This is a genomic window from Gordonia sp. X0973 (genome assembly GCF_013348785.1).
Lineage (GTDB): Bacteria > Actinomycetota > Actinomycetes > Mycobacteriales > Mycobacteriaceae > Gordonia.
Genome location: NZ_CP054691.1, coordinates 305119 through 326953, shown reverse-complemented (window position 1 = coordinate 326953; position 21835 = coordinate 305119). Strand labels below are relative to the sequence as shown.

Annotated in this window: 27 protein-coding genes and 1 tRNA gene; 8 read left to right on the top strand and 20 right to left on the bottom strand. The window is 67.0% G+C overall.

Going from position 1 to position 21835, the window contains the following annotated elements; all coding sequences use genetic code 11:
- Positions 1 to 24: 24 nt before the first annotated feature.
- Positions 25 to 1011 (top strand): metallophosphoesterase, encoded by a 987-nt coding sequence (locus tag HUN08_RS01585; RefSeq protein WP_124245873.1) that lies wholly within the window; start codon positions 25 to 27, stop codon positions 1009 to 1011.
- Between the two features lie 125 nt (positions 1012 to 1136).
- Here HUN08_RS01585 and HUN08_RS01580 read toward each other — a convergent pair.
- The 9 genes from HUN08_RS01580 to HUN08_RS01540 all read right to left on the bottom strand — a co-directional run bounded on the left by HUN08_RS01580 (position 1137) and on the right by HUN08_RS01540 (position 8192).
- Positions 1137 to 1210 (bottom strand) — tRNA-Pro (locus HUN08_RS01580).
- Positions 1211 to 1287: 77 nt separating this feature from the next.
- Positions 1288 to 2805, bottom strand: coding sequence for a hypothetical protein (locus tag HUN08_RS01575; protein ID WP_124245874.1), 1518 nt, complete (start codon positions 2803 to 2805; stop codon positions 1288 to 1290).
- A 16-nt stretch (positions 2806 to 2821) separates the two neighbouring features.
- Positions 2822 to 3292, bottom strand: coding sequence for a hypothetical protein (locus HUN08_RS01570; RefSeq protein ID WP_301546837.1), 471 nt, complete (start codon positions 3290 to 3292; stop codon positions 2822 to 2824).
- Positions 3293 to 3353: 61 nt separating this feature from the next.
- Positions 3354 to 3785: an organic hydroperoxide resistance protein gene (locus HUN08_RS01565; protein WP_124245876.1), complete on the bottom strand. Its 432-nt coding sequence runs from the start codon at positions 3783 to 3785 to the stop codon at positions 3354 to 3356.
- 46 nt (positions 3786 to 3831) lie between these two features.
- Positions 3832 to 4518 carry a hypothetical protein gene (locus HUN08_RS01560; RefSeq protein WP_124245877.1) on the bottom strand — a complete coding sequence of 229 codons (687 nt, stop codon included), beginning with the start codon at positions 4516 to 4518 and terminating at the stop codon, positions 3832 to 3834.
- 71 nt (positions 4519 to 4589) lie between these two features.
- Complete coding sequence (locus tag HUN08_RS01555; protein WP_124245878.1) at positions 4590 to 6029, bottom strand: hypothetical protein; 1440 nt, start codon at positions 6027 to 6029, stop codon at positions 4590 to 4592.
- Between the two features lie 4 nt (positions 6030 to 6033).
- On the bottom strand, positions 6034 to 6609 hold the full coding sequence (locus tag HUN08_RS01550; RefSeq protein WP_124245879.1) for a hypothetical protein: 576 nt from the start codon (positions 6607 to 6609) through the stop codon (positions 6034 to 6036).
- A 32-nt stretch (positions 6610 to 6641) separates the two neighbouring features.
- Complete coding sequence (locus HUN08_RS01545; protein WP_124245880.1) at positions 6642 to 7907, bottom strand: lipase family protein; 1266 nt, start codon at positions 7905 to 7907, stop codon at positions 6642 to 6644.
- Positions 7908 to 8018: 111 nt separating this feature from the next.
- On the bottom strand, positions 8019 to 8192 hold the full coding sequence (locus HUN08_RS01540; RefSeq protein WP_165353361.1) for a hypothetical protein: 174 nt from the start codon (positions 8190 to 8192) through the stop codon (positions 8019 to 8021).
- An 82-nt stretch (positions 8193 to 8274) separates the two neighbouring features.
- On the opposite strand from HUN08_RS01540, the gene HUN08_RS01535 reads away from it, so the two are divergent.
- A complete protein-coding gene (locus HUN08_RS01535; protein ID WP_165353362.1) occupies positions 8275 to 8712 on the top strand; it encodes an SRPBCC family protein in 438 nt (145 codons plus the stop codon).
- A gap of 53 nt (positions 8713 to 8765) precedes the next feature.
- Positions 8766 to 9698, top strand: coding sequence for a hypothetical protein (locus tag HUN08_RS01530; RefSeq protein ID WP_124245882.1), 933 nt, complete (start codon positions 8766 to 8768; stop codon positions 9696 to 9698).
- Between the two features lie 9 nt (positions 9699 to 9707).
- On the opposite strand, the gene HUN08_RS01525 is transcribed toward HUN08_RS01530, so the two are convergent.
- Both HUN08_RS01525 and HUN08_RS01520 read right to left on the bottom strand, forming a co-directional pair.
- Positions 9708 to 10733, bottom strand: coding sequence for an aspartate-semialdehyde dehydrogenase (locus tag HUN08_RS01525; protein WP_124245883.1), 1026 nt, complete (start codon positions 10731 to 10733; stop codon positions 9708 to 9710).
- Between the two features lie 2 nt (positions 10734 to 10735).
- Positions 10736 to 12001, bottom strand: coding sequence for an aspartate kinase (locus HUN08_RS01520; RefSeq protein WP_124245884.1), 1266 nt, complete (start codon positions 11999 to 12001; stop codon positions 10736 to 10738).
- A gap of 197 nt (positions 12002 to 12198) precedes the next feature.
- Here HUN08_RS01520 and HUN08_RS01515 point away from each other — a divergent pair, with 197 nt between their 5' ends.
- Both HUN08_RS01515 and HUN08_RS01510 read left to right on the top strand, forming a co-directional pair.
- Positions 12199 to 13374 carry a hypothetical protein gene (locus HUN08_RS01515; protein WP_124246231.1) on the top strand — a complete coding sequence of 392 codons (1176 nt, stop codon included), beginning with the start codon at positions 12199 to 12201 and terminating at the stop codon, positions 13372 to 13374.
- Positions 13371 to 14843: an MFS transporter gene (locus HUN08_RS01510; RefSeq protein ID WP_301546836.1), complete on the top strand. Its 1473-nt coding sequence runs from the start codon at positions 13371 to 13373 to the stop codon at positions 14841 to 14843. The genes HUN08_RS01515 and HUN08_RS01510 overlap by 4 nt, the downstream gene beginning before the upstream one ends.
- A gap of 12 nt (positions 14844 to 14855) precedes the next feature.
- On the opposite strand, the gene HUN08_RS01505 is transcribed toward HUN08_RS01510, so the two are convergent.
- From HUN08_RS01505 to HUN08_RS01490, 4 genes are read right to left on the bottom strand one after another with little or no spacing between them, the layout of a single operon-like run.
- Complete coding sequence (locus HUN08_RS01505) at positions 14856 to 15458, bottom strand: HEAT repeat domain-containing protein (protein ID WP_124245885.1); 603 nt, start codon at positions 15456 to 15458, stop codon at positions 14856 to 14858.
- Between the two features lie 11 nt (positions 15459 to 15469).
- Positions 15470 to 16798 (bottom strand): putative toxin, encoded by a 1329-nt coding sequence (locus HUN08_RS01500; RefSeq protein ID WP_124245886.1) that lies wholly within the window; start codon positions 16796 to 16798, stop codon positions 15470 to 15472.
- A gap of 2 nt (positions 16799 to 16800) precedes the next feature.
- Positions 16801 to 17088 (bottom strand): WXG100 family type VII secretion target, encoded by a 288-nt coding sequence (locus tag HUN08_RS01495; protein ID WP_165353363.1) that lies wholly within the window; start codon positions 17086 to 17088, stop codon positions 16801 to 16803.
- 5 nt (positions 17089 to 17093) lie between these two features.
- Positions 17094 to 17411, bottom strand: a complete 318-nt coding sequence (locus HUN08_RS01490) for a WXG100 family type VII secretion target (RefSeq protein ID WP_124245888.1) — start codon at positions 17409 to 17411, stop codon at positions 17094 to 17096.
- Between the two features lie 111 nt (positions 17412 to 17522).
- On the opposite strand from HUN08_RS01490, the gene HUN08_RS01485 reads away from it, so the two are divergent.
- Positions 17523 to 17948, top strand: a complete 426-nt coding sequence (locus tag HUN08_RS01485; RefSeq protein WP_124245889.1) for a hypothetical protein — start codon at positions 17523 to 17525, stop codon at positions 17946 to 17948.
- Between the two features lie 14 nt (positions 17949 to 17962).
- Here the strand turns inward: HUN08_RS01485 and HUN08_RS01480 are convergent, their stop codons facing one another.
- The 4 genes from HUN08_RS01480 to HUN08_RS01465 form a co-directional block, all read right to left on the bottom strand.
- Complete coding sequence (locus HUN08_RS01480) at positions 17963 to 18565, bottom strand: HEAT repeat domain-containing protein (protein WP_124245890.1); 603 nt, start codon at positions 18563 to 18565, stop codon at positions 17963 to 17965.
- Between the two features lie 23 nt (positions 18566 to 18588).
- Complete coding sequence (locus tag HUN08_RS01475) at positions 18589 to 18984, bottom strand: type II toxin-antitoxin system VapC family toxin (protein ID WP_124245891.1); 396 nt, start codon at positions 18982 to 18984, stop codon at positions 18589 to 18591.
- Positions 18971 to 19216 carry a hypothetical protein gene (locus HUN08_RS01470; RefSeq protein ID WP_124245892.1) on the bottom strand — a complete coding sequence of 82 codons (246 nt, stop codon included), beginning with the start codon at positions 19214 to 19216 and terminating at the stop codon, positions 18971 to 18973. Before HUN08_RS01470 ends, HUN08_RS01475 begins: the two co-directional genes overlap by 14 nt.
- Positions 19217 to 19355: 139 nt before the next feature.
- Complete coding sequence (locus tag HUN08_RS01465; RefSeq protein ID WP_124245893.1) at positions 19356 to 19805, bottom strand: hemophore-related protein; 450 nt, start codon at positions 19803 to 19805, stop codon at positions 19356 to 19358.
- Between the two features lie 220 nt (positions 19806 to 20025).
- Between HUN08_RS01465 and HUN08_RS01460 the strand changes: the two genes are divergently transcribed.
- Complete coding sequence (locus HUN08_RS01460; protein WP_124245894.1) at positions 20026 to 20580, top strand: bifunctional 2-polyprenyl-6-hydroxyphenol methylase/3-demethylubiquinol 3-O-methyltransferase UbiG; 555 nt, start codon at positions 20026 to 20028, stop codon at positions 20578 to 20580.
- 45 nt (positions 20581 to 20625) lie between these two features.
- A complete protein-coding gene (locus HUN08_RS01455; RefSeq protein WP_165353364.1) occupies positions 20626 to 20790 on the top strand; it encodes a hypothetical protein in 165 nt (54 codons plus the stop codon).
- On the opposite strand, the gene HUN08_RS01450 is transcribed toward HUN08_RS01455, so the two are convergent.
- The gene (locus tag HUN08_RS01450; protein WP_124245895.1) at positions 20775 to 21740 is read right to left on the bottom strand and encodes a YafY family protein; all 966 of its coding nucleotides are present in this window, start codon (positions 21738 to 21740) and stop codon (positions 20775 to 20777) included. The genes HUN08_RS01455 and HUN08_RS01450 overlap by 16 nt on opposite strands.
- Between the last annotated feature and the right edge of the window lie 95 nt (positions 21741 to 21835).

Sequence of the window (21835 nt, the reverse complement as noted above, 5' to 3'; positions counted from 1 at the left end):
AGGCCCCGGCGTATCCTGGAATCCATGTCAGATCGCTCGTTGCCCCGCCTGCTGAGTTCTATCGTCTCCACGCCCGTGGGTCGGGCCGCCGCGGCGACGGTGGGTGCAGGGGTGGCCGGACTGTTCTACGCGACGGTGATCGAGCGCAACGCCTTCGCGCTGCGCCACGCCACGCTGCCGGTTCTGGAGCCGGGGTCGACGCCGCTGCGCGTCCTGCACATCAGCGACCTGCACATGATGCCCAACCAATACTTGAAGCAGGCTTGGGTCGCCGAGCTCGCCACCCTGGAACCGGATCTGGTGGTCAACACCGGTGACAACCTGGCCCACCCGAACGCCGTACCGGCCGTGATCCAGGCCCTCGACGGCCTGCTGGCCCGTCCGGGTCTGTTCGTCTTCGGCTCCAACGACTACTTCGGCCCGACGCCGAAGAACCCGCTGAAGTATTTCGACACCGAGCACGAGCGCCGCCACGGCGAGCCACTGCCGTGGCGCGATCTACGGGCGGCCTTCGTCGAGCGCGGCTGGCTCGACGCCACTCATCGCACCCAGGAGATCGAGGTCGGCGGCATCCGCATCGCCGCGGCCGGCGTCGACGATCCGCACCTGGACCGGGATCGGTACGAGACGATCGCCGGGCGTCCCAACCCGCTCGCACAGCTCCGCCTCGGCCTGACCCACTCCCCCGAGCCGCGGGTGCTCGACCGTTTCGCCGACGACGGCTACGACTTGGTGATGGCCGGGCACACGCACGGCGGCCAGCTCTGCCTGCCCGGCTACGGCGCGCTGGTCACCAACTGCGAGATCGACCGTTCGCGGGTGAAGGGACCGTCGCAGTGGGGCAACCACATGCGTCTGCACGTCAGCGCCGGACTGGGTACGTCGCCGTACGCGCCCGCGCGCTTCTTCTGCCGCCCCGAGGCGTCGCTGCTGACCCTCACCCCGGTCGCCCCCGGCGGTGACGACACCGAGGCGGAGATCGCCGATCTGACGGCAAACCCCGCAGTTTGAGACAGACCCGACCCGAATCGGGTGCTGGGTTTGTCCGGAAGTGCTGGGTTTGCGGGCCGACGCGGAAACGAGGAGGCCCGGCCAGCTAATGCCGGCCGGGCCTCTTCTGCAATCTCAACCTTGCGTCGGGGTAGCGGGATTCGAACCCACGACCTCTTCGTCCCGAACGAAGCGCGCTACCAAGCTGCGCCATACCCCGTATTGAAACCTGGATCAGCTTACCGCGTCGGATCGCCGGGATGAAATCGGGTTGGGGCTCGCCGGATCACTGACGGATCACTGGTAGGAGACGAACCACGGGGTCGGCTTGACGGCCATCGTCTGCTGCGGCGAGAACGGCGGGTGGTCCTCGGTGTAGAAGTTCTTCCACCCCATCGCATAGTCCGGCGAGAGGCCGGTGATCAGGCGATTCCACGTCGACATCTTCACCGGCGGGGTCCCGTGGCCGTCGGCGTGCACCATGAATTGCAGCTCCGGATGGGCGGTGCTGATCCGGTCGCGGTTGGCCAGCATGTCCGAATCGAACTGGTGCAGCACGAACAGTTTCTGCGGCAGGTGGTTGTCGCGGACGAGTGCGGCCAGCCAGTCCGATACCCGGTTGACCTCGGCCGCGGCCACCGAGCCGATCTGGGTCAGATGGACCTGGTTGGGCTTCAGCCGCCACTCCGGGTCGAGCGCAAGGCCGACGTGCGGGTACTTCAGCAGGGCGGTGAACAACTTGGCCTGCGTGAGGAAGTCCACCCGCCCCGGTTGCAGGTCCAGCGTGACGTAGATCCCCGACTTCCCGGCCTCGATCACCCAGGGGAGGATCTCCTTGGGGTCGATGACATTGGTGTAGCTGTTCCCCGGACCGGGCGACGCCGACGCGACGGTGACGATGATCTCGAAGGCCGGGATCACCTTCTCCTTGCTGAACGGCTGATAGCTGGCCGCCAGCCGTTGGGCACGGGCAACCGTCGCCGGCAGGCTTTGCCGTCCCAGCGGACCCAGCGACGGTGCTCCCGGCGATCCGTAGAGGGCGACCATCCGCCGTCCCGGGAACAGCGTGTAGCCGCCGCCGGGCAGCTCGGGGGCCTGTCGGGCCGCGTCCAGATTCGCGGCCAGGAGCGCCGTGGTGCCGAACTCGCCGCCGATCCCGACGACGCGAGCGCTGGGATGGCGCTTGATGAAGTCGATCGCCTGCCCGCTGGCGCGGGGATCGGGTCGACTCACGACGATGCCGGTGGCTCCGGCCGCGGTCGCGGTGCCCGCCGCTTCCTGCGCCGCAACTCGGGCGGCGGCCTCGACCGCTGGCGTGGGGACCTCGTCCGGATCGGTGCGCTCGGCGACCAGGACCAGCGTCGGGTCGACGACGGGCGCGGGCTGATCGGCGACGGTCTGCAGGTCGCCGACGGTGACCCCGACGTCGGGGATCGACGACGGTTCGACCGCCGCCACCGTCCGCGCGCCCAGTCGCTCCAATTCGCGCCGGACCGGTTCCACCGAGGAGGGCCCGACGGTGAGCAGGGGTACGTGGTGCGTGCCGGCGGCCTCGATACCGCGGGTCACCACGTCGGGAGCGGCATCGTCGCGCACGAGCACGGCCGACGGCGACGAGGCGAACAGCGCCCGACTCACCGTCACCGATTGCGGCTCGTTCGGCGCCGCGTAGGCCACCGAGACCGGCTCGACCTGCGTCGACCGGGCGGTGGCCGTATCACCGATCAGCGACCACGCGGCGACCAGCACGAGGACCAACGCGAGCACCCCGCCTGCGAGCAGGAGGTGATGGCGACGGGACAGTTTCGACCACACGGGGCGGACCGGGGAACTACTGTTCGTCTTCGTCGTCGTACGACTCGACGAAGGATACGCGCGGGGTGCTCACCAGGTGGTAGACCGCCCACGCGGCGAAGACGAGCGTCGCGATGCCGAAGACGACGGCCAGCACGGCGGCGACGATCTTGGCCGTCGACGCGGTGAACCCGTCGAGCGGCGCGAGGCTCACCGCGAGCCCCAAGGACAGGGCGAGCCCGAGCAGCGAGAACGCCGCGCTGCGCAGCTTCGGTCCGACGACGCCCGCGTAGAACAGGCGCTCGTACACCGTGGTCTCGAATTCCTCGATGGCCGCCAACCGGACGGGATCGCCGTCGGCGACGTCGCGCAGGGTGCGGGCGAGTTCGGCGTCGCGCGTCAGCGCCGCGGACTCGCGACGGCGGTACACGACGAAGGCGACGACGGCGAGGGTGACCGCGATCAGCAGCAGGGGGAGTCCGGTGGAGAGCACATTCGCATCTTTCACGCTGATCACGCTACCCCAGGCGTGATTGCCGCCCACCGCCGATCGCGGTCACGGCCGCAACTCAGACCGTGGCGGTGACGTTATGGGCGATGTTGCCCTTCGTCGCCTTCGAATACGGGCAGACGCCGTGCGCGGACTGGGCCAGTTCGTCGGCCTGCGCCTGGGCGAGACCGGGCAGGCCGACCTTGATGTCGGCGGTGAGGCCGAACCCGCCGTCGGCGGTGTCCTTCCCGATGCCGACGGTCACGGTGACGCTCGCATTGTCGGGGACGGTGACCCCGGCGTTCTTCGCGACGAGGCGCAGCGCCCCCATGAAGCAGGCCGCGTATCCGGCGGAGAACAACTCCTCGGGGTTGGAGCCCTTGCCGCCGCCGCCCATCTCCACCGGCGGCTGCAGGTCGAGATCGATGCGTCCGGACTCGGACTTCACGTGGCCGTCGCGGCCTCCGCCGGTACTGGTCGACGTCACTCGGTACACAACCTCAACACTCATTCTTCTTCTCCTTCATCTATTGGTTGGTCCAGTCCTCGGTGCGGGGTCATTGCTGCCAGGTCTTTCCCGGGCGCAGCAGCTTGGCCGGGGTGAGTCCGGTCGACGGCGGCAGCCAGCGGCCCACCACGGGCCGCAGCACGCACGCACCCGCGCCGATCAACGCCGCGAACTGCACCCACCCGATGATCGCCATCGTCGGCGCCGTCTGGTCGTAGCGCAGCAGGTCCATCCCGGTCGGGATGCAAACCAGGTTGATCAGCACGGCGGCCAGGAACAGGTTGCGGGCGTTGCGGCTGTGGTGGTTCGCGATCCCGCGCAGCAGCGCGAACTCGACGACCAGCAACAGCACGATCACCACCAGCATCAGCGGCGGGAGGAAATGCGCGAGTCCGCTGAGCTCGTCGGGCGAGGAGTTGATCGGCTTCTTCCCCTTGGCCACGGTGTCGGCGATGGCCTGCTCGAGTTCGCCGTGGAACCGCTGCTTCAATCCGTCGATCACTCCCCCCATGTTCGCCAGGAGGTACACCGCCGACGCGATACCCGCGGCGGCGGCGATCCACCACAGGACCCAGGCATCACGGCTGAGCGCGCTCGGCGGCGGGCCGGGCACTTCGTCGCGGGGCGGATAGGCGACATTCGATTCGGCCGAGGTGCTGGCCAACTCCGCCAGATCCATCGCGTCGAGTTCCGCCTGCGTGGGGATCTTGTCGGGATCATCGTCGGGGACGGTCATGCCCTCGATACTGCCACTGCCGCCGCGCCGTGTGTCGGGGTCGGGCCCCCGACCGCTCTCGGACTGCCCGTCTACCCCCGCGCGATCCGCAACATCCGCCCGACGGTGGCCTGCCACAGCGTGCCGTCGCGCGCGATCGTGCCGGTCAGTTCCAGCGGCTCGTCGACGGGTCCGGTGCCGACCGGGATGGTGACGACGCGACGTCCCGTGGCACTGTCGGAGCCGATCAGGTAGACCGGGCCGAGCTGCTGCGGCCCCGGCCGGTACGGGCCGTAGCCGAGTGCGTAGACCAGCCCGTCGGCCCGGGAGAGCCTCGGCAACGACGCGATGCGGTCGCCGTTCTCCCACACCCGGTGACAGCGGCCGGGCGCCACGTCGACGCGCGTGGAGCCGCCGACGAACGGTGCCGACGACGGTCGCGCGGGCCCGCTCTCCGCCATCGGCGGGTACTGATAGCCGTAGGTGCTGGGGATGACGAGCGACGTCGGGCCGCGGGCGATCACCGAGTTCTCGGTGCCCTGGCCGCTGCGCCCGAAGGCCCGCATCCGGCAGACGAGTCCACCGTCGTCGCTGCGGTAGACGAGCAGGTTGGGTGCCCTGTCGGCGCTGTCGACGATGGCCACCCAATCGTCGCCGCGCGGTCCGAAGTAGGTCGGCGTGGTGCCCGATCCCCAGGTGAGCTGGCCGGGTTTGCGCGCCGCCCCGCGGTCGTAGCCGCGGCGCCACCGGACCCGCGGGATGCCGTCGGCACCGGCGGTCATCTCGTAGAGCGCGTGTGTCGTCAGCACCGAGACCCCGGCCGGGCGCACCGAGAGGCCGTTGCCCAGCTGCTCGCCGCGCGGCAGATGCATCGAGGCGACCCGCGACCTACCCGCGACGCGGGTGACGGTGCCGATGACCCCGTTGGTGCTGGCGAACCACACGCGTCCGGCATAGTCGGGGCTCAGGCCGGTCACCGCGTCGCCACGCGGCAGATGCCCGGCGAGCGAGGCCCGCTCCTCGACGACGAGGCGCGGCGACACCAGGCCGCCGCGGTGGGCGACCCGCACGATGGCGCCGGACCCATCGGCGACGACGACCCGGTCGCGCGCGTCGAGGTAGCCGTAGACCCCGCCGAGCAATCCTCCCTTGGTCAGCGGAAGGCGGGCGAGGACGGAGGCGGTGCGCGGGTGGAACAGCGTGACCGTCGGCACCGCCACTCCCCCTGGCCCGAGGAACTGGGTGCACAGCGAGACCGGGATTCCGTCGCTGCCGATGAAGGTGGCCGCGCAGGCGCCACCGGGGACCGTCGACGCGGCCACGCGCGCGCGCCGACCGGGGCCGACGTTCGGGGTGGAGTCGGTCGATGCCAGGTCGCCGTGCATCAGCGAGGTCCCGGCCGGTCCGACGTCGACCCGCCCGGTATCGACGGGTATCGCCCGAGCCGGTGCCGCGACGGCCACGACGGCCACGACGGCCACGACGGCCACGGTTGCGAGCACAGCCACGGTCGCGCCGAGAGCGCCGCGCATCGCGCTAACCCGCCCGGTTCGGCGGCACCGGGCCGCTGGCGAATCCCTGCGGCCCGGGAGCCCGGGGCGTTCGGCGCCGGGCCAGTGTCACCACCAGACCGACCACGAACATCACCAAGCCCACGAGTCCGCCGAAGACGGCGAGCAGAATGCCGCCGACCCCGCCGAGTATCCCGCCGACCGACAGGGGCGGCGCGATGGTCACGCCGCTTCGGTCGCAGGTGATCCGATAGGTTCCGGCCGTCGCGATCGTGTAGGCGGCGAAGGACACCTGGTTCACGCCGCTCAACGTGACCGAGCTGTTGGGGGTGGCAGTCTGGCTGACCGACCCGCCGGTGATGCTGCAGCGCGGCGGGCTCTCCTGGTACGGACCATTGGTCCCCGGTGTGTAGAGGACGATCTTCTCGTCGGCGTCGAAGTGATGCTCGACGCTGTTACCCGGTCCGGCGACCGGTATCGACTTCGCTTCGATCCGGGTGGCCGGACGCAGCCCGACCACGGCCAGGACCACGCCGACGACGATGCTCAGGACGGCGACGACCGCACCGAGGATCATCAGCACTCTCGCACCAGATTTCATAGTCGACATCGTCGCACACGGCGACCCGGCGATCAGCCGTCGAACGCAGACATCAGGTAGCTCGCCGCCGGGAACAGGCTGGGCACCTTTGCCGCGGCGTGCGTCAAACCCGTCCCGGACAGCAGCGGCGGCACGCCCTCGGTGGTGAGCGTGACGGCCACCCCTTTGCCGCGCCACGCGTCGTAGACGCGCCGGACGTCGGCGAAGGGCACCAGGTCGTCGGCCGGAGCGGCCTCCAACAGCACGGGCACCTTCGGCTTCCCGCGTCCGATCTGCTGGTCGCCGAGGGCCTTCTGCAAGGCGGGGGTGCGGGCGACGAGCTGCCCGATCGACTCACCGGTACGGGTCCACGCGGTGGAGCGCTGACCACCGTAGGCGAGGCCGGTGTCGGCGACGCACTGCCCGGCGACCGCCGCCAGCATGGCCTTGCCCGCCGGATTCAATTCCCGGTCGAGGATGGGCCGCACCGCCGGATAGCGCACTGCCAGACCGTTCAGCACGTACCCGATGGTGCCGGCGTCGTGGGTGCCCTCCACCTTGTTGACGGTGCTGGTCACGTCCATCATCGGCGCACCCGCGTGAGCCGCACGCACGTCGAGGTCCGGTGCGTAGTCGCCGACGGCTTCGGCGGCCGCAGCCGCGGCCGAACCACCCTCGCCGTACCCGGAGAAGGCGATCGGCGAGTTACCCGGAGCGTTCTTCAATGACAGTGCCGCACGGGCGGCGTCGATCATCGCGTAGGCGCCTTCGGCACGGTTCAGATAGGTCGCGACGCCGGGAGTGCCCATGCCGACGTAGTCGGGGATGGCGACGCGGATGCCGTTGTTGAGCAGGATCAGCATCTCCGGGAGGACGAAGTTCAGTGCCAGACTCGATTTGCCCGGGTCCACCGCGATCGGAGTGCCGGTCAGCTTGGACGGGGCACACTGGTCGCCCTGTCCGGCGGTACCCGGCCCGACGACCACCGTCGGACGGGGACCGGGGCCGCGCCACCCGGCGAACGGTTCGACGACCGTGCCCGTCGCGGCCACCGGCGTCTTGTCCTGGTAGCTGGTCATGTACATGATCCGCGTGGCCGTGCCGGGCAGCGGCGGCATCAGCGGGACGGGTTGGCTGCGGACCAGCGTCCCGGGTTGCGACGCGGCCGGTGACACCTGGGCCGGCGGCGTGTAGAAGTCGGCGGCCTGCGCCGACGGCGGCGGACAGACGCCACCGAGGACTGCTGCCGCCGCGCCGACGGCAACCACCGAACTCCGACGGAGAGCGGCGCGGCGGGAGCGGGCCGAAACACTGGACATACCGGCACGCTAGCGCCGCCGGGACAACACCGAACGGATCGTTTTGCTATCGCAACCCGGCGTTTTCGGATCGATACGCGGTGATGGTCGAGACGTTACCGAGTCCGCGGATCAGTTGTCGGCGTCATCCTCGTCGGCGGCGGCGTTGCGCTCCTTCGCGATCTCCAGTGCGCGACGCGCGGTCTCCTCGTCGGGGTAGGGGCCCATCCGATCGAAGACGCTGCCGTGCTTGCCCTGCGTGACCGTTCCCGTCGAGATCTCGTAGTACCACTGCTCGTCGCTCATGTCGGGAAGCCTAATCCCCCGTTCGGCCGCCCGTGCGTCTGACCGGCTAGGCTGCCACGAAAGATCGATCAAGGGGAGAGCAATGGGCCACGTCAACCACGCAAACACCGTCGATGTCCCGATCGCCAAGGTCTGGGAGTACATGTCGACGGTGCAGAACCTGCCTAAGTGGATGTTCGGCATGTCCGAGATCACTCCGACGGGTGAGCAGACCCGCGGCGAGGGTGCCCGTTTCCAGTCGCGCATGAAGGTCGGTGCGCGCGTCGACTCGGTCATCGAGATCACCCGCTGGGTCGAGGGCAGCGAGATCGACACCTCGTCGGTGTCGGGTTTCGACAACCAGACGCGGTGGCGGCTCAGCGAGGTCGATCCGACTACGACGAAGATCAACGTCGAGATCGACTACAAGTTCCCCGGCGGCCTGGCCGGACGCGCCATCGCGAAACTCGTCGAGCCCGCGGTGGGCATCGCCGTCTCCGCGTCGGACAAGAAGCTCAACGAGATCCTGCGCGCGCTCTAGCCCGGTCCCCGTACCCAGCGGGGGTGCCGCGACCGCCACTAGGCTTGACGACCATGTCGTGGAACACCGCTCTCGGGATCATCACCCACACCACCCCGGCCGAACTCGGCCTCTCCGGGCCGCTCACGTCATTCGATCTCATCGGGCCCGGACAGACGGGGATCGTGCAGGTGGGCCCGCACCTGGTGGTCGTGACCGCCGCAACCGGGAGTGCGGTCATCAAGGAACTCGGCGCCCGCCTGGGTCGGCAGACCTTCGTCGTCGCCATCTCCGCGGCCACGTCGACGTATCTCGTCGAGGCGGCTGGTCCGGTCAGCCGACTCCGTCTCGAGCAGAACGGCGAGATCGTCGACGAGCAGGGCAAGCCGTTGCCCGCCGAGGCCCGGCTGGCGGATGGCGATTCCGACGAGGACGCCTATCTGGCCGTCTTCTCCGACCTACTCGGCTTCGACTTCCGCACCCTCGTCACGGCACCGCTGACGGTCGTCGACCTCTCGACGGTCGGCGCTGCCGCGGCGCCCGCTTATCCCTCCGCGCCCGCTTATCCCTCGCCGCCCGGGTATCCCGCCGCGTCCGGGTATCCCGCCGCGTCCGCGTATCCGGCGGCGATGCCGCCAACCGTGCCGCAACCGGTGCCGTCGGCCCCGCCGCGGAATCTGGCACTGCCCGACGGCGCCGTGCTCGATCGTCAGACGAAATGGCTGCGACTGGAGATGCGCAACGACGGTCTGGTGCCACCGGGGTCGGACGAGACCGCGATCGTCGACCTCTTCCACCGCCGGATGCAGTCCTTCGTCACCCATATCCGGTCCGGTTACATCGCCCGCGACCTGCGCCAGGCCGGGATCCGGAAGTTCCAGGCCATCGAGGTGGTCGTGCTGGGTTCCGACGAACCCGCGCCGCTCCTACTCGAGGCCATCGATCACGTGAACAACGAACTTCTCGACGAGAAGATCATGGCGAGCTACCAACGGCTCACCGCATAGCCCCAGGTTCTAGACCAGCAGCTCGGCGATCTGGATCGTGTTGAGCGCGGCACCCTTGCGCAGGTTGTCCCCCGCGACGAACAGGGCCAGCCCCCGGCCGTCGGGCACGCCCGGATCGACCCGGATGCGGCCGACGAGCGACACGTCCTTACCGGCGGCGTCCAGCGGCGTCGGCACCTCGGCCAGCTGCACGCCCGCCGCGTCGGCAAGGATCTTGCGCGCCTGGTCCGGGCTCAGTGACTCGTCGAACTCGGCGTTGATCGAGAGCGAGTGGCCGGTGAACACCGGCACGCGCACACAGGTGCCGCTGACCAGTAGCTCGGGCAGGCCGAGGATCTTGCGCGACTCGTTGCGCAGCTTCTGATCCTCGTCGGTCTCCTCCGAGCCGTCGTCGACGATCGACCCGGCCAGAGGGACGACGTTGAACGCGATCGGCGCGACGTACTTGACCGGCTCGGGGAACTCGACCGAGGAACCGTCGTAGACGAGCTTCTCGGCGTCGCCCGCGGTAGCGCGGACCTGCGTCGCCAATTCTTCGACGCCGGCCAACCCGCTGCCGGAGACGGCCTGGTACGAGGAGATGATGAGGCGGCGCAGCCCGGCCGCGTCGTGCAGCGGCTTGAGCACCGGCATCGCGGCCATCGTCGTGCAGTTGGGGTTGGCGATGATCCCCTTGGGCGGGTTCTTCGCCAACTCGCCGTTGACCTCGGAGACGACGAGCGGCACGTCGGGATCCTTGCGCCACGCCGACGAGTTGTCGATGACCGTGACGCCGGCCGCGGCGAAGCGCGGGGCCTGCTCGCGCGACATCGTCGCACCGGCCGAGAACAGCGCGATGTCCAGGCCGTTCGGGTCCGCGGTGGCCGCGTCCTCGACGACGATCTCGCCGTCGCCCCACGGCAGCTTCTTGCCCGCCGAGCGCGACGAGGCGAAGAACCGCACCTGCTCAGCCGGGAAATTCCGCTGCGCCAGCAGCGCGCGCATCACGCCGCCGACCTGACCGGTGGCGCCGACGACGCCGATCCGGGCGCCCACGGCTACCGCCCCGTCCCGGCGTAGACCACGGCCTCTTCGTCGCTGCCGAGGTCGAACGCCTCGTGCAGGACGCGGACCGCCTCGTCGAGGTCGGTGTCGCGGCACAGCACCGAGATGCGGATCTCCGACGTGGAGATCAGCTCGATGTTGATGTCGGCCTTCGCCAGCGCCTCGCAGAACGTGGCGGTGACGCCGGGGTGCGAGCGCATACCCGCGCCGACGAGCGACACCTTGCCGATGTGGTCGTCGTAGAGGACGTCGGTGAACCCGATCTCCTCGCGCAGCGCGTTCAGCTTCTCCACCGCGATCGGGCCGAGTTCGCGCGACAGCGTGAAAGTGATGTCGGTCTTGCCGGTCTCCACCTTCGAGATGTTCTGCAACACCATGTCGATGTCGATCTCGGCGTCGGCGACGGCCCGGAAGACCTTGGCCGCCGAGCCGGGGGTGTCGTCGAGTCCGACGACGGTGACCTTGGCCTCGCTGCGGTCATGCGCGACGCCGGTGAGAATCGCTTCTTCCACGGGGATGTCCTCCATCGATCCGGCGACGATCGTGCCGGGCTTGTTCGAGTACGACGAGCGCACATGAACGGGAACGTTGTAGCGCCGCGCGTATTCCACGCAGCGCAGCATCAGAACTTTGGCACCGGCGGCGGCCATCTCCAGCATCTCCTCGAAAGAGACGGTGTCCAGGTGACGGGCGTTGGGGACGATGCGCGGGTCGGCGGTGTAGATGCCGTCGACGTCGGTGTAGATCTCGCAGACGTCGGCGTTCAGCGCGGCGGCGAGCGCCACGGCCGTCGTATCCGATCCGCCGCGGCCCAGCGTGGTCACGTCCTTGGTGTCCTGGGCGACGCCCTGGAAACCGGCGACGAGGACGACCTTGCCGTCGTCGAGGGCGTCGCGGACGCGGCCGGGCGTGACGTCGATGATCTTCGCCTTGCCGTGGCTGCTGGTCGTGATGACGCCGGCCTGCGAGCCGGTGAACGACTGCGCCTCGGCGCCGAGCGAGGCGATGGCCATCGCCACCAGCGCGTTGGAGATCCGCTCACCGGAGGTGAGCAACATGTCCATCTCGCGCGGCGGCGGAGCCGGGTTGACCTGTTCGGCCAGATCAAGCAGCTCGTCGGTGGTGTCCCCCATCGCCGACACCACGACGACCACGTCGTCGCCCCGTCGACGGGTGTCCACGATGCGCTCGGCGACACGGCGAATCCGCTCGGCCGACGCGACCGAGGAACCGCCATACTTCTGCACTACGAGCGCCACCGGGGTTCGCCTCTCTTCACTGGGTCTTCACCAGCGTGTTCGCCGGTCCTTGCCAGCGTCCAAGTCTACCGGGGTAGACGTTGGGCCTCCGCATGCGCATCGTCGCCACTACGATCCTCGTCGTGACCTCATCGCCGACAGTCGACGACGCGCCTGATCGCGCGACGCCCGGGTCCCGGGCGGTCCAGCGTCGCGACATGGTCGACGACTGGGTGATCCCGATCCTGGGCTACTTCGCGGTACGACTCGCCGGAGTCGCCGTTCTCGCCCGGTTCGCCGACCTGCGCGGCACCTCGCTGACCTCGGCGCTGCAGGCGTGGGACGGCAAGTGGATGCTCGCGATCGCGCGGTACGGCTACCACGACGTCCCGGTCACCCAGACCGATGCCAACGGGATCCACACCCCGGACACGGCCTTCGCGTTCTTCCCCGGCTACCCGTACCTGGTCGGCGCGGTCGCGAAGCTGCCCGGGGTCAACACCTACGCGGCGGCGATCATCGTCTCGGCGGTTGCCGGGGGATTCGCCGCCGTCGCCGTCGCCCGACTCGGGCGCTGGTGCGCGGCGCGCATGTGGCAGGCCGACGACGAGCAGGCCCGTACCACCGGGTTGACCCTGATGATCCTGTTCGCGGCGGCCCCGATGGGCATCGTGCTGTCGATGGCCTACACCGAGGCGTTGTTCTGCGCGCTGGTCGCGTGGGCGCTGGTCGGCGTGCTGGAACGGCGCTGGCTGCTGGCCGGGATCACCGCGATGCTGGCCGGGACCATCCGGCCGACCGGGATCGTCATCATCGGCGTGGTCATGCTCACCGCTTTGCTGGCCGCCCTGGGCTACCCCAGGGGCAAGACCGGCGACGACGGCATCCCCCGCGGCGGCTGGCGGGCGTGGGTCGCCATCGTGCTCGCCCCGCTCGGCTACCTGGGCTATCTGGGCGTCGTGTGGCATCACACCGGGACGCCGAGCGGCTGGTTCGATATCCAGACCGCGGGCTGGGGCACCGAATTCGACTGGGGGCGCGCCACCGCAAAATTCGTCAACTACACCCTGGTCAACTCCGGCGAGGTCGCCCCGGTCGCGACCGCGCTGGTCATCCTCGCGACGGTGATACTGATCGGTGTCAACGTAGCCGCCCGCACCCCGTGGCCCCTGCTGCTCTACGGCACCCTGGTCACCGTGTCTATCGTGGCCTCGAGCGGGCTGATGATGAGCCGTGCCCGCCTGCTGCTGCCCGCCTTCGTCCTCCTGATCCCGGTCGCCAATCTGTTGGCCAGGCAGACCACCGCGGTCCGAGTCACCGCACTCACGTGTGCGATAGCCCTGAGCTCCTGGTTCGGCGCGCACATGCTGACGGTCTACCCTCACGCTATGTGAGCACCAATCGACGATGGTGGGGCCTCGGCGTCCTCCTACTGCCCGTGTTGCTGGTGTCGATGGATGTCTCGGTGCTCTTCCTGGCGATGCCGCAGTTGGCCAAGGACCTCGACCCGTCGCCGACGGCGGCCCTGTGGATCCTCGACTCCTACAGCTTCGTCATCGCCGGAATCCTTATCACGATGGGCAGCCTCGGCGACCGGATCGGCCGACGTCGGCTCCTGCTCACCGGCGCGACTGTCTTCGGCATCGGCTCGGCCCTGGCCGCCTTCGCCGCAGCTCCGGCGATGCTCATCGGAGCGCGCGCCCTGATGGGTGTCGGTGGGGCGACGCTGCTCCCGTCGAGCCTGGCCATCATCTCCACGATGTTTCCCGACGAGAACGAGCGGTCGCGCGCCATCGGCATCTGGACGTCGGCCTTCGCCGGGGGCGCCGCGATCGGCCCGATCGTCGGCGGACTCCTCCTGCACCACTTCTGGTGGGGCTCGGTCTTCCTCATCAACGTGCCGGTCGTCGCGATCCTGTGGTTCACGTACTGGCTGCTGCCGGCCGACTCCCGTTCGCCCGCGACGGATTCCGCACCCTTCGATTTCCTCGGCGTCGCGCTGTCGGTGGGCGGGATCTTCGTCGCGGTCTACGCGATCAAACACCTGGCGCTGGGTGGCGTCGACTCGACGACGATCGGCGTCGGCATCCTCGGCGTCGCACTCCTCGTCGGCTTCGTGGCACACTGCCGACGCGCCGAGCATCCCCTCGTCGACCTCGGTCTGCTGCGCAATCCCCGATTCGCGGTCGCCATCTGCACGACGTTGGCCGCGATGATGTCACTCGCCGCGACGACCTACCTGGTCAACGAGTATCTGCAATCGGTCACCGGCCGGGACCCGCTGGGTGCGGCACTCCTGGGCATCCCGATGGCCGCCACGGTGTGTGCGTTCTCGCTCGGCTCCGCGCGCATCGTCGCGCGCGTCGGGATCCGCCGGGCGTTCACCGGAGCGCTGCTCGTCTGCGCGGCCGGGATGATCCTGCTGCAGTGGACCGGCGTGCATCACGGCCTGTGGGCCTTCCTGATCGGCACCGCGATCGCGGGTATCGGCTACGGCACGGCCTTCAGCCTCGTCTCCGACGTCGCCGTCGGTTCCGTTCCGCCCGAACGCGCCGGCGAGGCGACGGGCATCTCGGAGACCAGCTTCGAACTGAGCCAGGCGCTCGGCCTGGCGCTGCTCGGCTCGCTGGCCGCCGTCGTCTTCGAGCGGACGCTGCGCGACAACGGCCACGCGTTCCGCGGAACGCTCACCGATGCGGTCGCCACCGCCGGCGCCGACACCGGATTCCTCGAGGCCGCGAAGTCCGCATACGTCACCGGCATGCACGTGGCGCTCGGAACGGCCGCGGTGATCCTGCTGGTCATGGCCGTCGTCACGGTCGTCGTGCTTCCGCGCGAACAGAACTCGGCAAGCGAGGCCTGAGTTCGCCGACCGCTACTCCGGCAATACTTCGAGTGCCCGCGCGGCCTGTTGCCGCGTCGTCAGGTTCGGGTCGTCGAGGTACTGCGCGACCAAATCACGCACCCCCGGCGCGCGCTGCTGTCGCAAAGCCCGGATCGCATCCATCCGAACCTCGGGTTTCGCCAACTGGGCAATCGCCGCTTCTCGCCCCTCTGCCGTCTTGTATCGGCCCAGGAACCGCACCAACTCACTACAACCAACACCGTCCGGACTCGCATCCAGGATCTCGACGATCCTCGGAAAGTCCTTTCGCTCGGCAATGCAGACCAGAGCGATCCCCGCAGGGAACAATACATATTCCGACAAGCGCGGTTCGATCTCGAACTGGTGCGCGACGATCTCGAAGGCCTCCCGGTTACCCTTCGACAAACTCGTCGACAGAACACGTAAGCACCCCTGTCGCATACTCTCCCGCTCATCACCGGCCGGTACGCGTTCGTCTAGATGTTCAAGCCAATCCACCATCACAGGCACCTGCTCCCTGTACCCATGCGGCGCGTTGACGAGCTCCCACACGTCGCTCTCTGGAATACCGACCGCATGAAGGTCTCTAGCCATCATTTCATAGTGATTCATAACAATCCCACTTATGATAAGTTCATCGTATCATCGATGGATAGGGTTCCTTCATTTTGATCAATCAATTTCTGCATCTCGCCACCAACCTTGGTTCTCCCCCTATCGACAACAATGACCATTGTTAGGCCGCGCTCCTTTGCGTACTTGAGCATGTCCCGAAGCTGCTGGGTTGCGTGCAGAACCTTTACATTCTTTACTTCACGAAGCTGCTTCCTGGGACCTTCGTCGAGTTCATCCGGAATACGTACAACCGTCCGCGCTCCCAGCTTATCTTCGCCATCTTCGTACGAAACTTTAATATTAGTCTTCTTGGTCTGATCAATACCCGCGATTCGCTCTGCTCGACTTCCCTTCCGCCGGTTGTCGTTGACTCGAGAAGCTGCCGTCGGTGCTACGTTTCTCGGGACAAGATCCAGTAGTTTCTTGACGGCCACAAGAGCTTCGTTCGCCTCTGCCTTCGCGGCGTCGATATACGCCTTCGTCTCATCCGCGGACGTCTTCAGATTCTTTAGAAGCTGATCAATCTCCCTCCCTGCCTCCTCCATAAACGCCTCGGCGACAGCCATCCCACTTTCTGTGGCCGGCTCGGGCAACGACATGTTTATGAGCACGATCGGCCCGAGATGGTCGAGGATCGCGGTGATCGTTGTTTGAGTTTGTTTCAGGTATGTCCCGTGGTCAGACGCTGCTCGACCCAGATCTCCACACACCGCCGCAACGCTTGTACTGCAGTTTCTCGCCTCACCCAGTCTCGCCGTAACCGTTTCAAGTTCTGCCGCTTCGATACCATCCAGCAGGTTGAATTCCTCGCCACTCGGCTGATCGTTGAGTTCGACAACCTTGTTTCCGAGCGCCTTCAGCCGATCTGCCACTTCGGTCAGCGTATCGCCGTTGCCGTTGGGCCAATCACCATCAAACCGGAAGCTGACCATCGTCCAATATTCCGGAATCGGCTTGGACCCTCCCGAAACGCTTCCGAACTGGATTCCCGAATTCATGAATGTCCCGGATGCCTCTCCCGGCGGAACCACTGGCGCCCCATGACTGTCACGCTGGTTAAGGTCCGAAGCGCTCTCCGTCGTGTCATGGTTGATACCATTTTGACGAAGCAGGCCGCCAAGATTCATGATCACATTCGAGGTCCGAAAGGCAATCTGACCGAGCTCATCCGCGCCGGAGTCAAATTCCTTTCCCCAATCCGACCCGATTCGGTCATCGCCCGAGCCATCTTTGGACCGTCCGATAGAGGCCGACCAGATCGCCGATGCCATCTCTTCGGAATTCTCGCGATAGACACGGGCCACATCATAAAATAGGTCCGGATCGACATCCGTCATGCCTATCCACCCCACATCTCTGTATTCACACGTGCGTTATCGATATAGTTGCCGTAGGTGGTCTGTGCATTGTGCGCCACTATTGATATATCTACAGACATTTCCTCTGACCATTTCTTCCATTCGGAAACACATTGAAGAAATGCGTCGACCGCGGCACCCTCCCACCGATCGTGTAGAGCAGCCAGCTCATGGTGCACTTTTTCAAGCTCGGCGGATACTTGATTGTTGTATGCCTGAATCTCATGGGCACACTCGAGAAGAAAGGCCTCGTCTACCGTTCGGCGCACGATTCTTAGTCTCTAAGGTTGAGCGACGATGTTTGAATATTCTTGGCCGTAACTTCTTCCTGGCTGACGTAAGTATCAGCGGTGGCATCGAGACTGTTCGCGATATGCTTGACATCTCGCAGCATATCTCTGCTATCGCTCTCGATCTCAGCCCACACATCTAGAAACGAACTGGCGGCCACTCCAGTCCACGAATTCTTGAGTTCCTCAAGTTTTGACTGCAACATTTGCAGCCTCTTACTCAAGGATTCATAGGAATCCGAAGCTGTGGCAGCAGCCCTGACAAGTTCCGCCGGTGCAACCCGCACTTGTTCGTCAGCCATTCGGACGCCTTTCGTCGAGTAGTCTATCGGTGTAGCGTAGATTGGACGGTTCGGTTCACGCAACGAAAGGTCAGCGGGCGAATGACGCGATGGCGAGACCACACGTCCCAGTTGACGCAGGACGACCTCGATGCCCTGGCCGGGCGACTGGTCGATCTGGCAACTTCTCTTCTCGCCGAAAGCCACGAGTTCCTTCCCGTCGCAATGGCGGTAAGCAAAGCCGGAGACATCGAGGTGATCGCACCCAATATCTTGAGCGACGCACCGAACACGCCTTCCAGCGTCTCCCAAGCGAACCTTGACGGCATCCGCAGCATCAGAGACTCCGTCCGCGCCTACGGCGAGGCAGTCAACGTTCGGCTGCCCACGCTCGACAGCGACGGCATCGACATCGCCTTGGAACACGAAGATGGCACGGCCCTGTCTGTGACCTTTCCCTACGTACTCACTCAAGAGACGCTGGAAGTGGGTCGCCCAACAGCCAGTTCCGGTGAGACACGGGTCTGGACATCGGTTGCTCGCCCGACTACCGACTGACGCCTGGCCGATCGCTACTCCGGCAACACTTCGAGTGCCCGCGCGGCCTGTTGCCGCGTCGTCAGGTTCGGGTCGTCGAGGTACTGCGCGACCAAATCACGCACCCCCGGCGCGCGCTGCTGTCGCAAAGCCCGGATCGCATCCATCCGAACCTCCGGCTTTGCCAACTGGGCAATCGCCGCTTCTCGCCCCTCTGCCGTCTTGTAGCGACCCAGGAACCGCACCAACTCACTACAACCAACACCGTCCGGACTCGCATCCAGGATCTCGACGATCCTCGGAAAGTCCTTTCGCTCGGCAATGCAGACCAGAGCGATCCCCGCAGGGAACAACACCTTTCTGGCCAGGCGAGGTTCAATCGCGAATTGATGCGCGACGATCTCGAAGGCCTCCCGGTTACCCTTCGACAAACTCGTCGACAGAACGCGCAGACAACCCTCGCGAACCGCTTCGCGCGCGGGACCTTCAGGGACTCGCTCGTCAAGATGCTGAAGCCAATCCACCATTACGGGCACCTGCTCCCGGTACCCATGCGGCGCGTTGACGAGTTCCCACAGTCGGTCTTCCGGGATACCGACCGCATGGAGGTCTCTAGCCATCATCTCATTGTGATCCATACTGATTGTTACCCCCCGAGATGTCAGCCCTCGATGACTTCGATCCGGCAGCGCGGCCCATGCGCCCGGGCGAGTCTGGTGTCGAGCGTGATGAGCGTGGCTTCCATCGCCTCCGCCAAGGTGACGTAGAACGCGTCCCAGCCGCGCACGGAATCGCGCAACTCCCAGACTCGTTCAAGCATCCAACGATGCGCGTAGCGCTCCCCGGGCCAACGCCGCAGATCTTCAACCGCCTGATCGGCAGCAGTACCGTCGAGATGCCCCTTCAGGTGCTGGCTCCGAATCACGCCCAGAACCTCGACGTCGATCACCTCCGGCGCGACCTGGTCGGTGTCCGCTAGGAGCCGCTGCGCGATGACGCCGCTACGCGGTGTATCCGCAACGACCTCGAAAAGGCACGACGCGTCAACGACGAGCACTTGGCCACTCGCCACGCCACTCGTCGAGGTCTGCCAGCACGTCGTCGGACGCGATCTGCGACGGACGGCGAGCCGTCGCCCGTAGCCATTCCCCAACGGTCGGGCGAGACGCAAGACGCGTCGCCTCCCGGCGCAGCAGTTCCGGTACCGAAAGTCCGTCGCCGGACGCCCGGCGCGCCAGCGCGGCATACACCTCGTCGTCGATATCGCGAATCTGCACTGTCTTAGGCATACTCGCATGTTAGCATGCAATTATGCATGTCCGCAGATAGAGCGGGCAAGGCAGCCGTCACCGAGGAGCGGGAGTCAAACAGACGATGCCGCCCCGGAAACCGGGACGGCATCGTCGAACGGGCTGGATCAGATACTGATCAGAACTTGCCGCAGGTGGCCTTGACGCGCTCCACGGTGGCCTTGCGCTTGGCCTTCATCTGCGCCCGCTCCTGCGGGGAGTGGAAGGAGATGTTGTTGTCCTTCAGGAAGGTGATCACCGCGGTCTCGGTCGGGTGCGCGCGCTTCCATTCCTTCATCTTGGCCTTGCGCTGCTCCTTGGTGAGCACGACCATCGACTCGAAGTGGGCGCGGCGCTCGGGGGTCTTGTTGATCTTGCTCCAGGTGGCCGGGTCCTCCTTGGCCAGCGCCTTCTCGACCTGACCCAGGGTGCAGCTGGTCTCGGGGACCATCGTCGACTTCGGGACCGGCTTGGCGGCGGGACCGTGGGCGGGGATCGGGGCCGCGTTGGCCACGCCGGCGGCGAGGATCGACGCGGCGCCGACACCGGCGGCGGTGGTGGCGAGAATGCGTCCGAACGAGTTCTTCATTGATTGTCCTTTCGACGGTAGGGCGTCGAGGCGTGTCAAACCGGTCAACATGCCTGCGCCGTCACAGTCGTCCGGAATTCTCATAGTTCACTGAGAGCAGCCGCAGACCAGACTGAGAAGGGCAATCTCACACGTCGGATGCCCGACTCGTCCCGGTTCGCCGGGGCCCCGGCCGCCAAATCGTGTCGACAGCCCGCGCCGACGACAGCATGCTCGAATCATGACCGCAGAACTCCCCAGCCACCTCGATCGTCAACGCGCCGACTCCTTCGGCTCCCGCGCTCTCGCCTACGACGCGCTGCGGCCGCGCTACCCGTCGGAACTGGTCGGCTATCTCGCCGCCGCACCCGGAATCCGGGTGCTCGACGTCGGCTCCGGGACCGGCATCCTGGCGCGGCAACTCGCCGAGGCCGGTGCCGACGTGCTCGCCGTCGAACCCGATCCGCGGATGGCCCGAGTCGCGCGCGACCACGGCATCACCGTCGAGGAATCGACATTCGAGGAGTGGGAGGACGCGGGACGACGGTTCGATCTGGTGACCTTCGGCCAGTCCTTCCACTGGGTCGATCCGCAGCGGGCACTACCCAAGGTGCGCACCATCCTCGCTCCGGGCGGTGCGCTCATCCTCACTTGGAACCGGGTGAAGCCCATCCGACCGACCACCGAGGCACTCACCGCGATCAACTCGACCGTCTTCCCGGGCAACCGCACCGACATGGTCGCCGGGGCCGAGCGCATCCGGGACCAGATCGTCGACGCGGGTTTCGCGATCTGACGACACGAGTTCCCCGAGACGGTCGAGTACACCACCGACGAATACGTGGGCCAACTGTTCACCTATTCGCGGCTGATCATCCTCCCGCCCGACGAAGCGGCAACGCTGCGGGCCGCGCTGATCGAACAGATCGGACCCGACGGGGTGACCGCGCGCAACGACGCCCTGGTCCTGCGCTGCACACCGAACCGCGACTACTCGGCGAGGTAGAGCGCTCGGGCCTCGCGCGCGTTGCGGCCCCGGATGGAACGCAGCAGATCGGGCGGGATCGCGACGAACTCGTAGTCGGCATCGAGCCCGCCGACGGCCAGCGCGACCCACCGGACGTCTTCCACGCGCATCGTAACCAGTGCGCCGTCCGGGGTCGGCTCGACCTGCGCCCACCGGCCGATAGATTCCCGCACCCGTTCCGGCGGGGCGTGGACCAGGACACGCACCTCGTGGGACTCGTGTGCGGCCCGCAGGCTCTCGCGGACGTACGCGGCCGGGTCGCCGCCGGGCACCGCTCGGGGCCGGAACACCCGCCTGCCAGGTTTCGGATTGCTCAACCGGTCCACGCGGAAGGTGCGCCAGTCGCCGCGATCGAGGTCGTAGGCCAGCAGGTACCACCGCCGCGCCACGGGCACCAGCCGGAGCGGCTCGACCCGCCGGCCACCCGCCGCCCGACCGGCGCGCGGCTCATAGTCGAACGTCAACTCGACGGTGTCGCGACAGGCCAGCGCCACCGTCGTCAACCACTCCGCTTCCAACTGGGGTGCCGCATACCCGCTTTCGGCAACGCTCATCGCGGCTAGCGCATCAGCCCGACGTCGCAGTTTCGGCGGAAGCACCTGGGTGACCTTCGCCAGCGCGCGCACCGACGCCTCGGCCAGGCCCGCCGCCGACCCCGAGGCCGCGCCCCGCAAGGCCGCGACAATCGCCACCGCCTCCTCCTCGTCGACGACCAGGGGTGGCATCGAAGCGCCGGCGGCCAGTTGGTAGCCGCCTCCGTTGCCCCGAATCGCCTGCACCGGGTAGCCGAGTTCACGGAGCCGATCGACGTCACGACGCACTGTGCGCTCGGTGGTCGACAGGCGGTCGGCCAGTTCGGCCGCACCCCAGAGCCGGTGTGCCTGCAGCAGCGCCAGCAGTTTGAGGGTTCGGGTGGTCGGATCTGCCATGGATCTATGGTGACTCATATAGAGGACAAATACTGTCCGCATATACCATTTTCATTGCGGACAAAATCCGTCCGGAAGCGCTTCTAGCGTCAGGG

Coding starts and splice junctions, on each gene's coding strand:
- HUN08_RS01530 (WP_124245882.1), top strand. CDS start 8,766: ATGTCGTGGAACACCGCTCTCGGGATCATCACCCACACCACCCCGGCC.
- HUN08_RS01565 (WP_124245876.1), bottom strand. CDS start 3,785: ATGAGTGTTGAGGTTGTGTACCGAGTGACGTCGACCAGTACCGGCGGA.
- HUN08_RS01470 (WP_124245892.1), bottom strand. CDS start 19,216: ATGCCTAAGACAGTGCAGATTCGCGATATCGACGACGAGGTGTATGCC.
- HUN08_RS01490 (WP_124245888.1), bottom strand. CDS start 17,411: ATGGCTGACGAACAAGTGCGGGTTGCACCGGCGGAACTTGTCAGGGCT.
- HUN08_RS01585 (WP_124245873.1), top strand. CDS start 25: ATGTCAGATCGCTCGTTGCCCCGCCTGCTGAGTTCTATCGTCTCCACG.
- HUN08_RS01550 (WP_124245879.1), bottom strand. CDS start 6,609: ATGAAATCTGGTGCGAGAGTGCTGATGATCCTCGGTGCGGTCGTCGCC.
- HUN08_RS01465 (WP_124245893.1), bottom strand. CDS start 19,805: ATGAAGAACTCGTTCGGACGCATTCTCGCCACCACCGCCGCCGGTGTC.
- HUN08_RS01505 (WP_124245885.1), bottom strand. CDS start 15,458: ATGAATCACTATGAAATGATGGCTAGAGACCTTCATGCGGTCGGTATT.
- HUN08_RS01460 (WP_124245894.1), top strand. CDS start 20,026: ATGACCGCAGAACTCCCCAGCCACCTCGATCGTCAACGCGCCGACTCC.
- HUN08_RS01500 (WP_124245886.1), bottom strand. CDS start 16,798: ATGACGGATGTCGATCCGGACCTATTTTATGATGTGGCCCGTGTCTAT.
- HUN08_RS01540 (WP_165353361.1), bottom strand. CDS start 8,192: ATGAGCGACGAGCAGTGGTACTACGAGATCTCGACGGGAACGGTCACG.
- HUN08_RS01535 (WP_165353362.1), top strand. CDS start 8,275: ATGGGCCACGTCAACCACGCAAACACCGTCGATGTCCCGATCGCCAAG.
- HUN08_RS01480 (WP_124245890.1), bottom strand. CDS start 18,565: ATGGATCACAATGAGATGATGGCTAGAGACCTCCATGCGGTCGGTATC.
- HUN08_RS01545 (WP_124245880.1), bottom strand. CDS start 7,907: ATGTCCAGTGTTTCGGCCCGCTCCCGCCGCGCCGCTCTCCGTCGGAGT.
- HUN08_RS01560 (WP_124245877.1), bottom strand. CDS start 4,518: ATGACCGTCCCCGACGATGATCCCGACAAGATCCCCACGCAGGCGGAA.
- HUN08_RS01555 (WP_124245878.1), bottom strand. CDS start 6,029: ATGCGCGGCGCTCTCGGCGCGACCGTGGCTGTGCTCGCAACCGTGGCC.
- HUN08_RS01515 (WP_124246231.1), top strand. CDS start 12,199: ATGGTCGACGACTGGGTGATCCCGATCCTGGGCTACTTCGCGGTACGA.
- HUN08_RS01450 (WP_124245895.1), bottom strand. CDS start 21,740: ATGGCAGATCCGACCACCCGAACCCTCAAACTGCTGGCGCTGCTGCAG.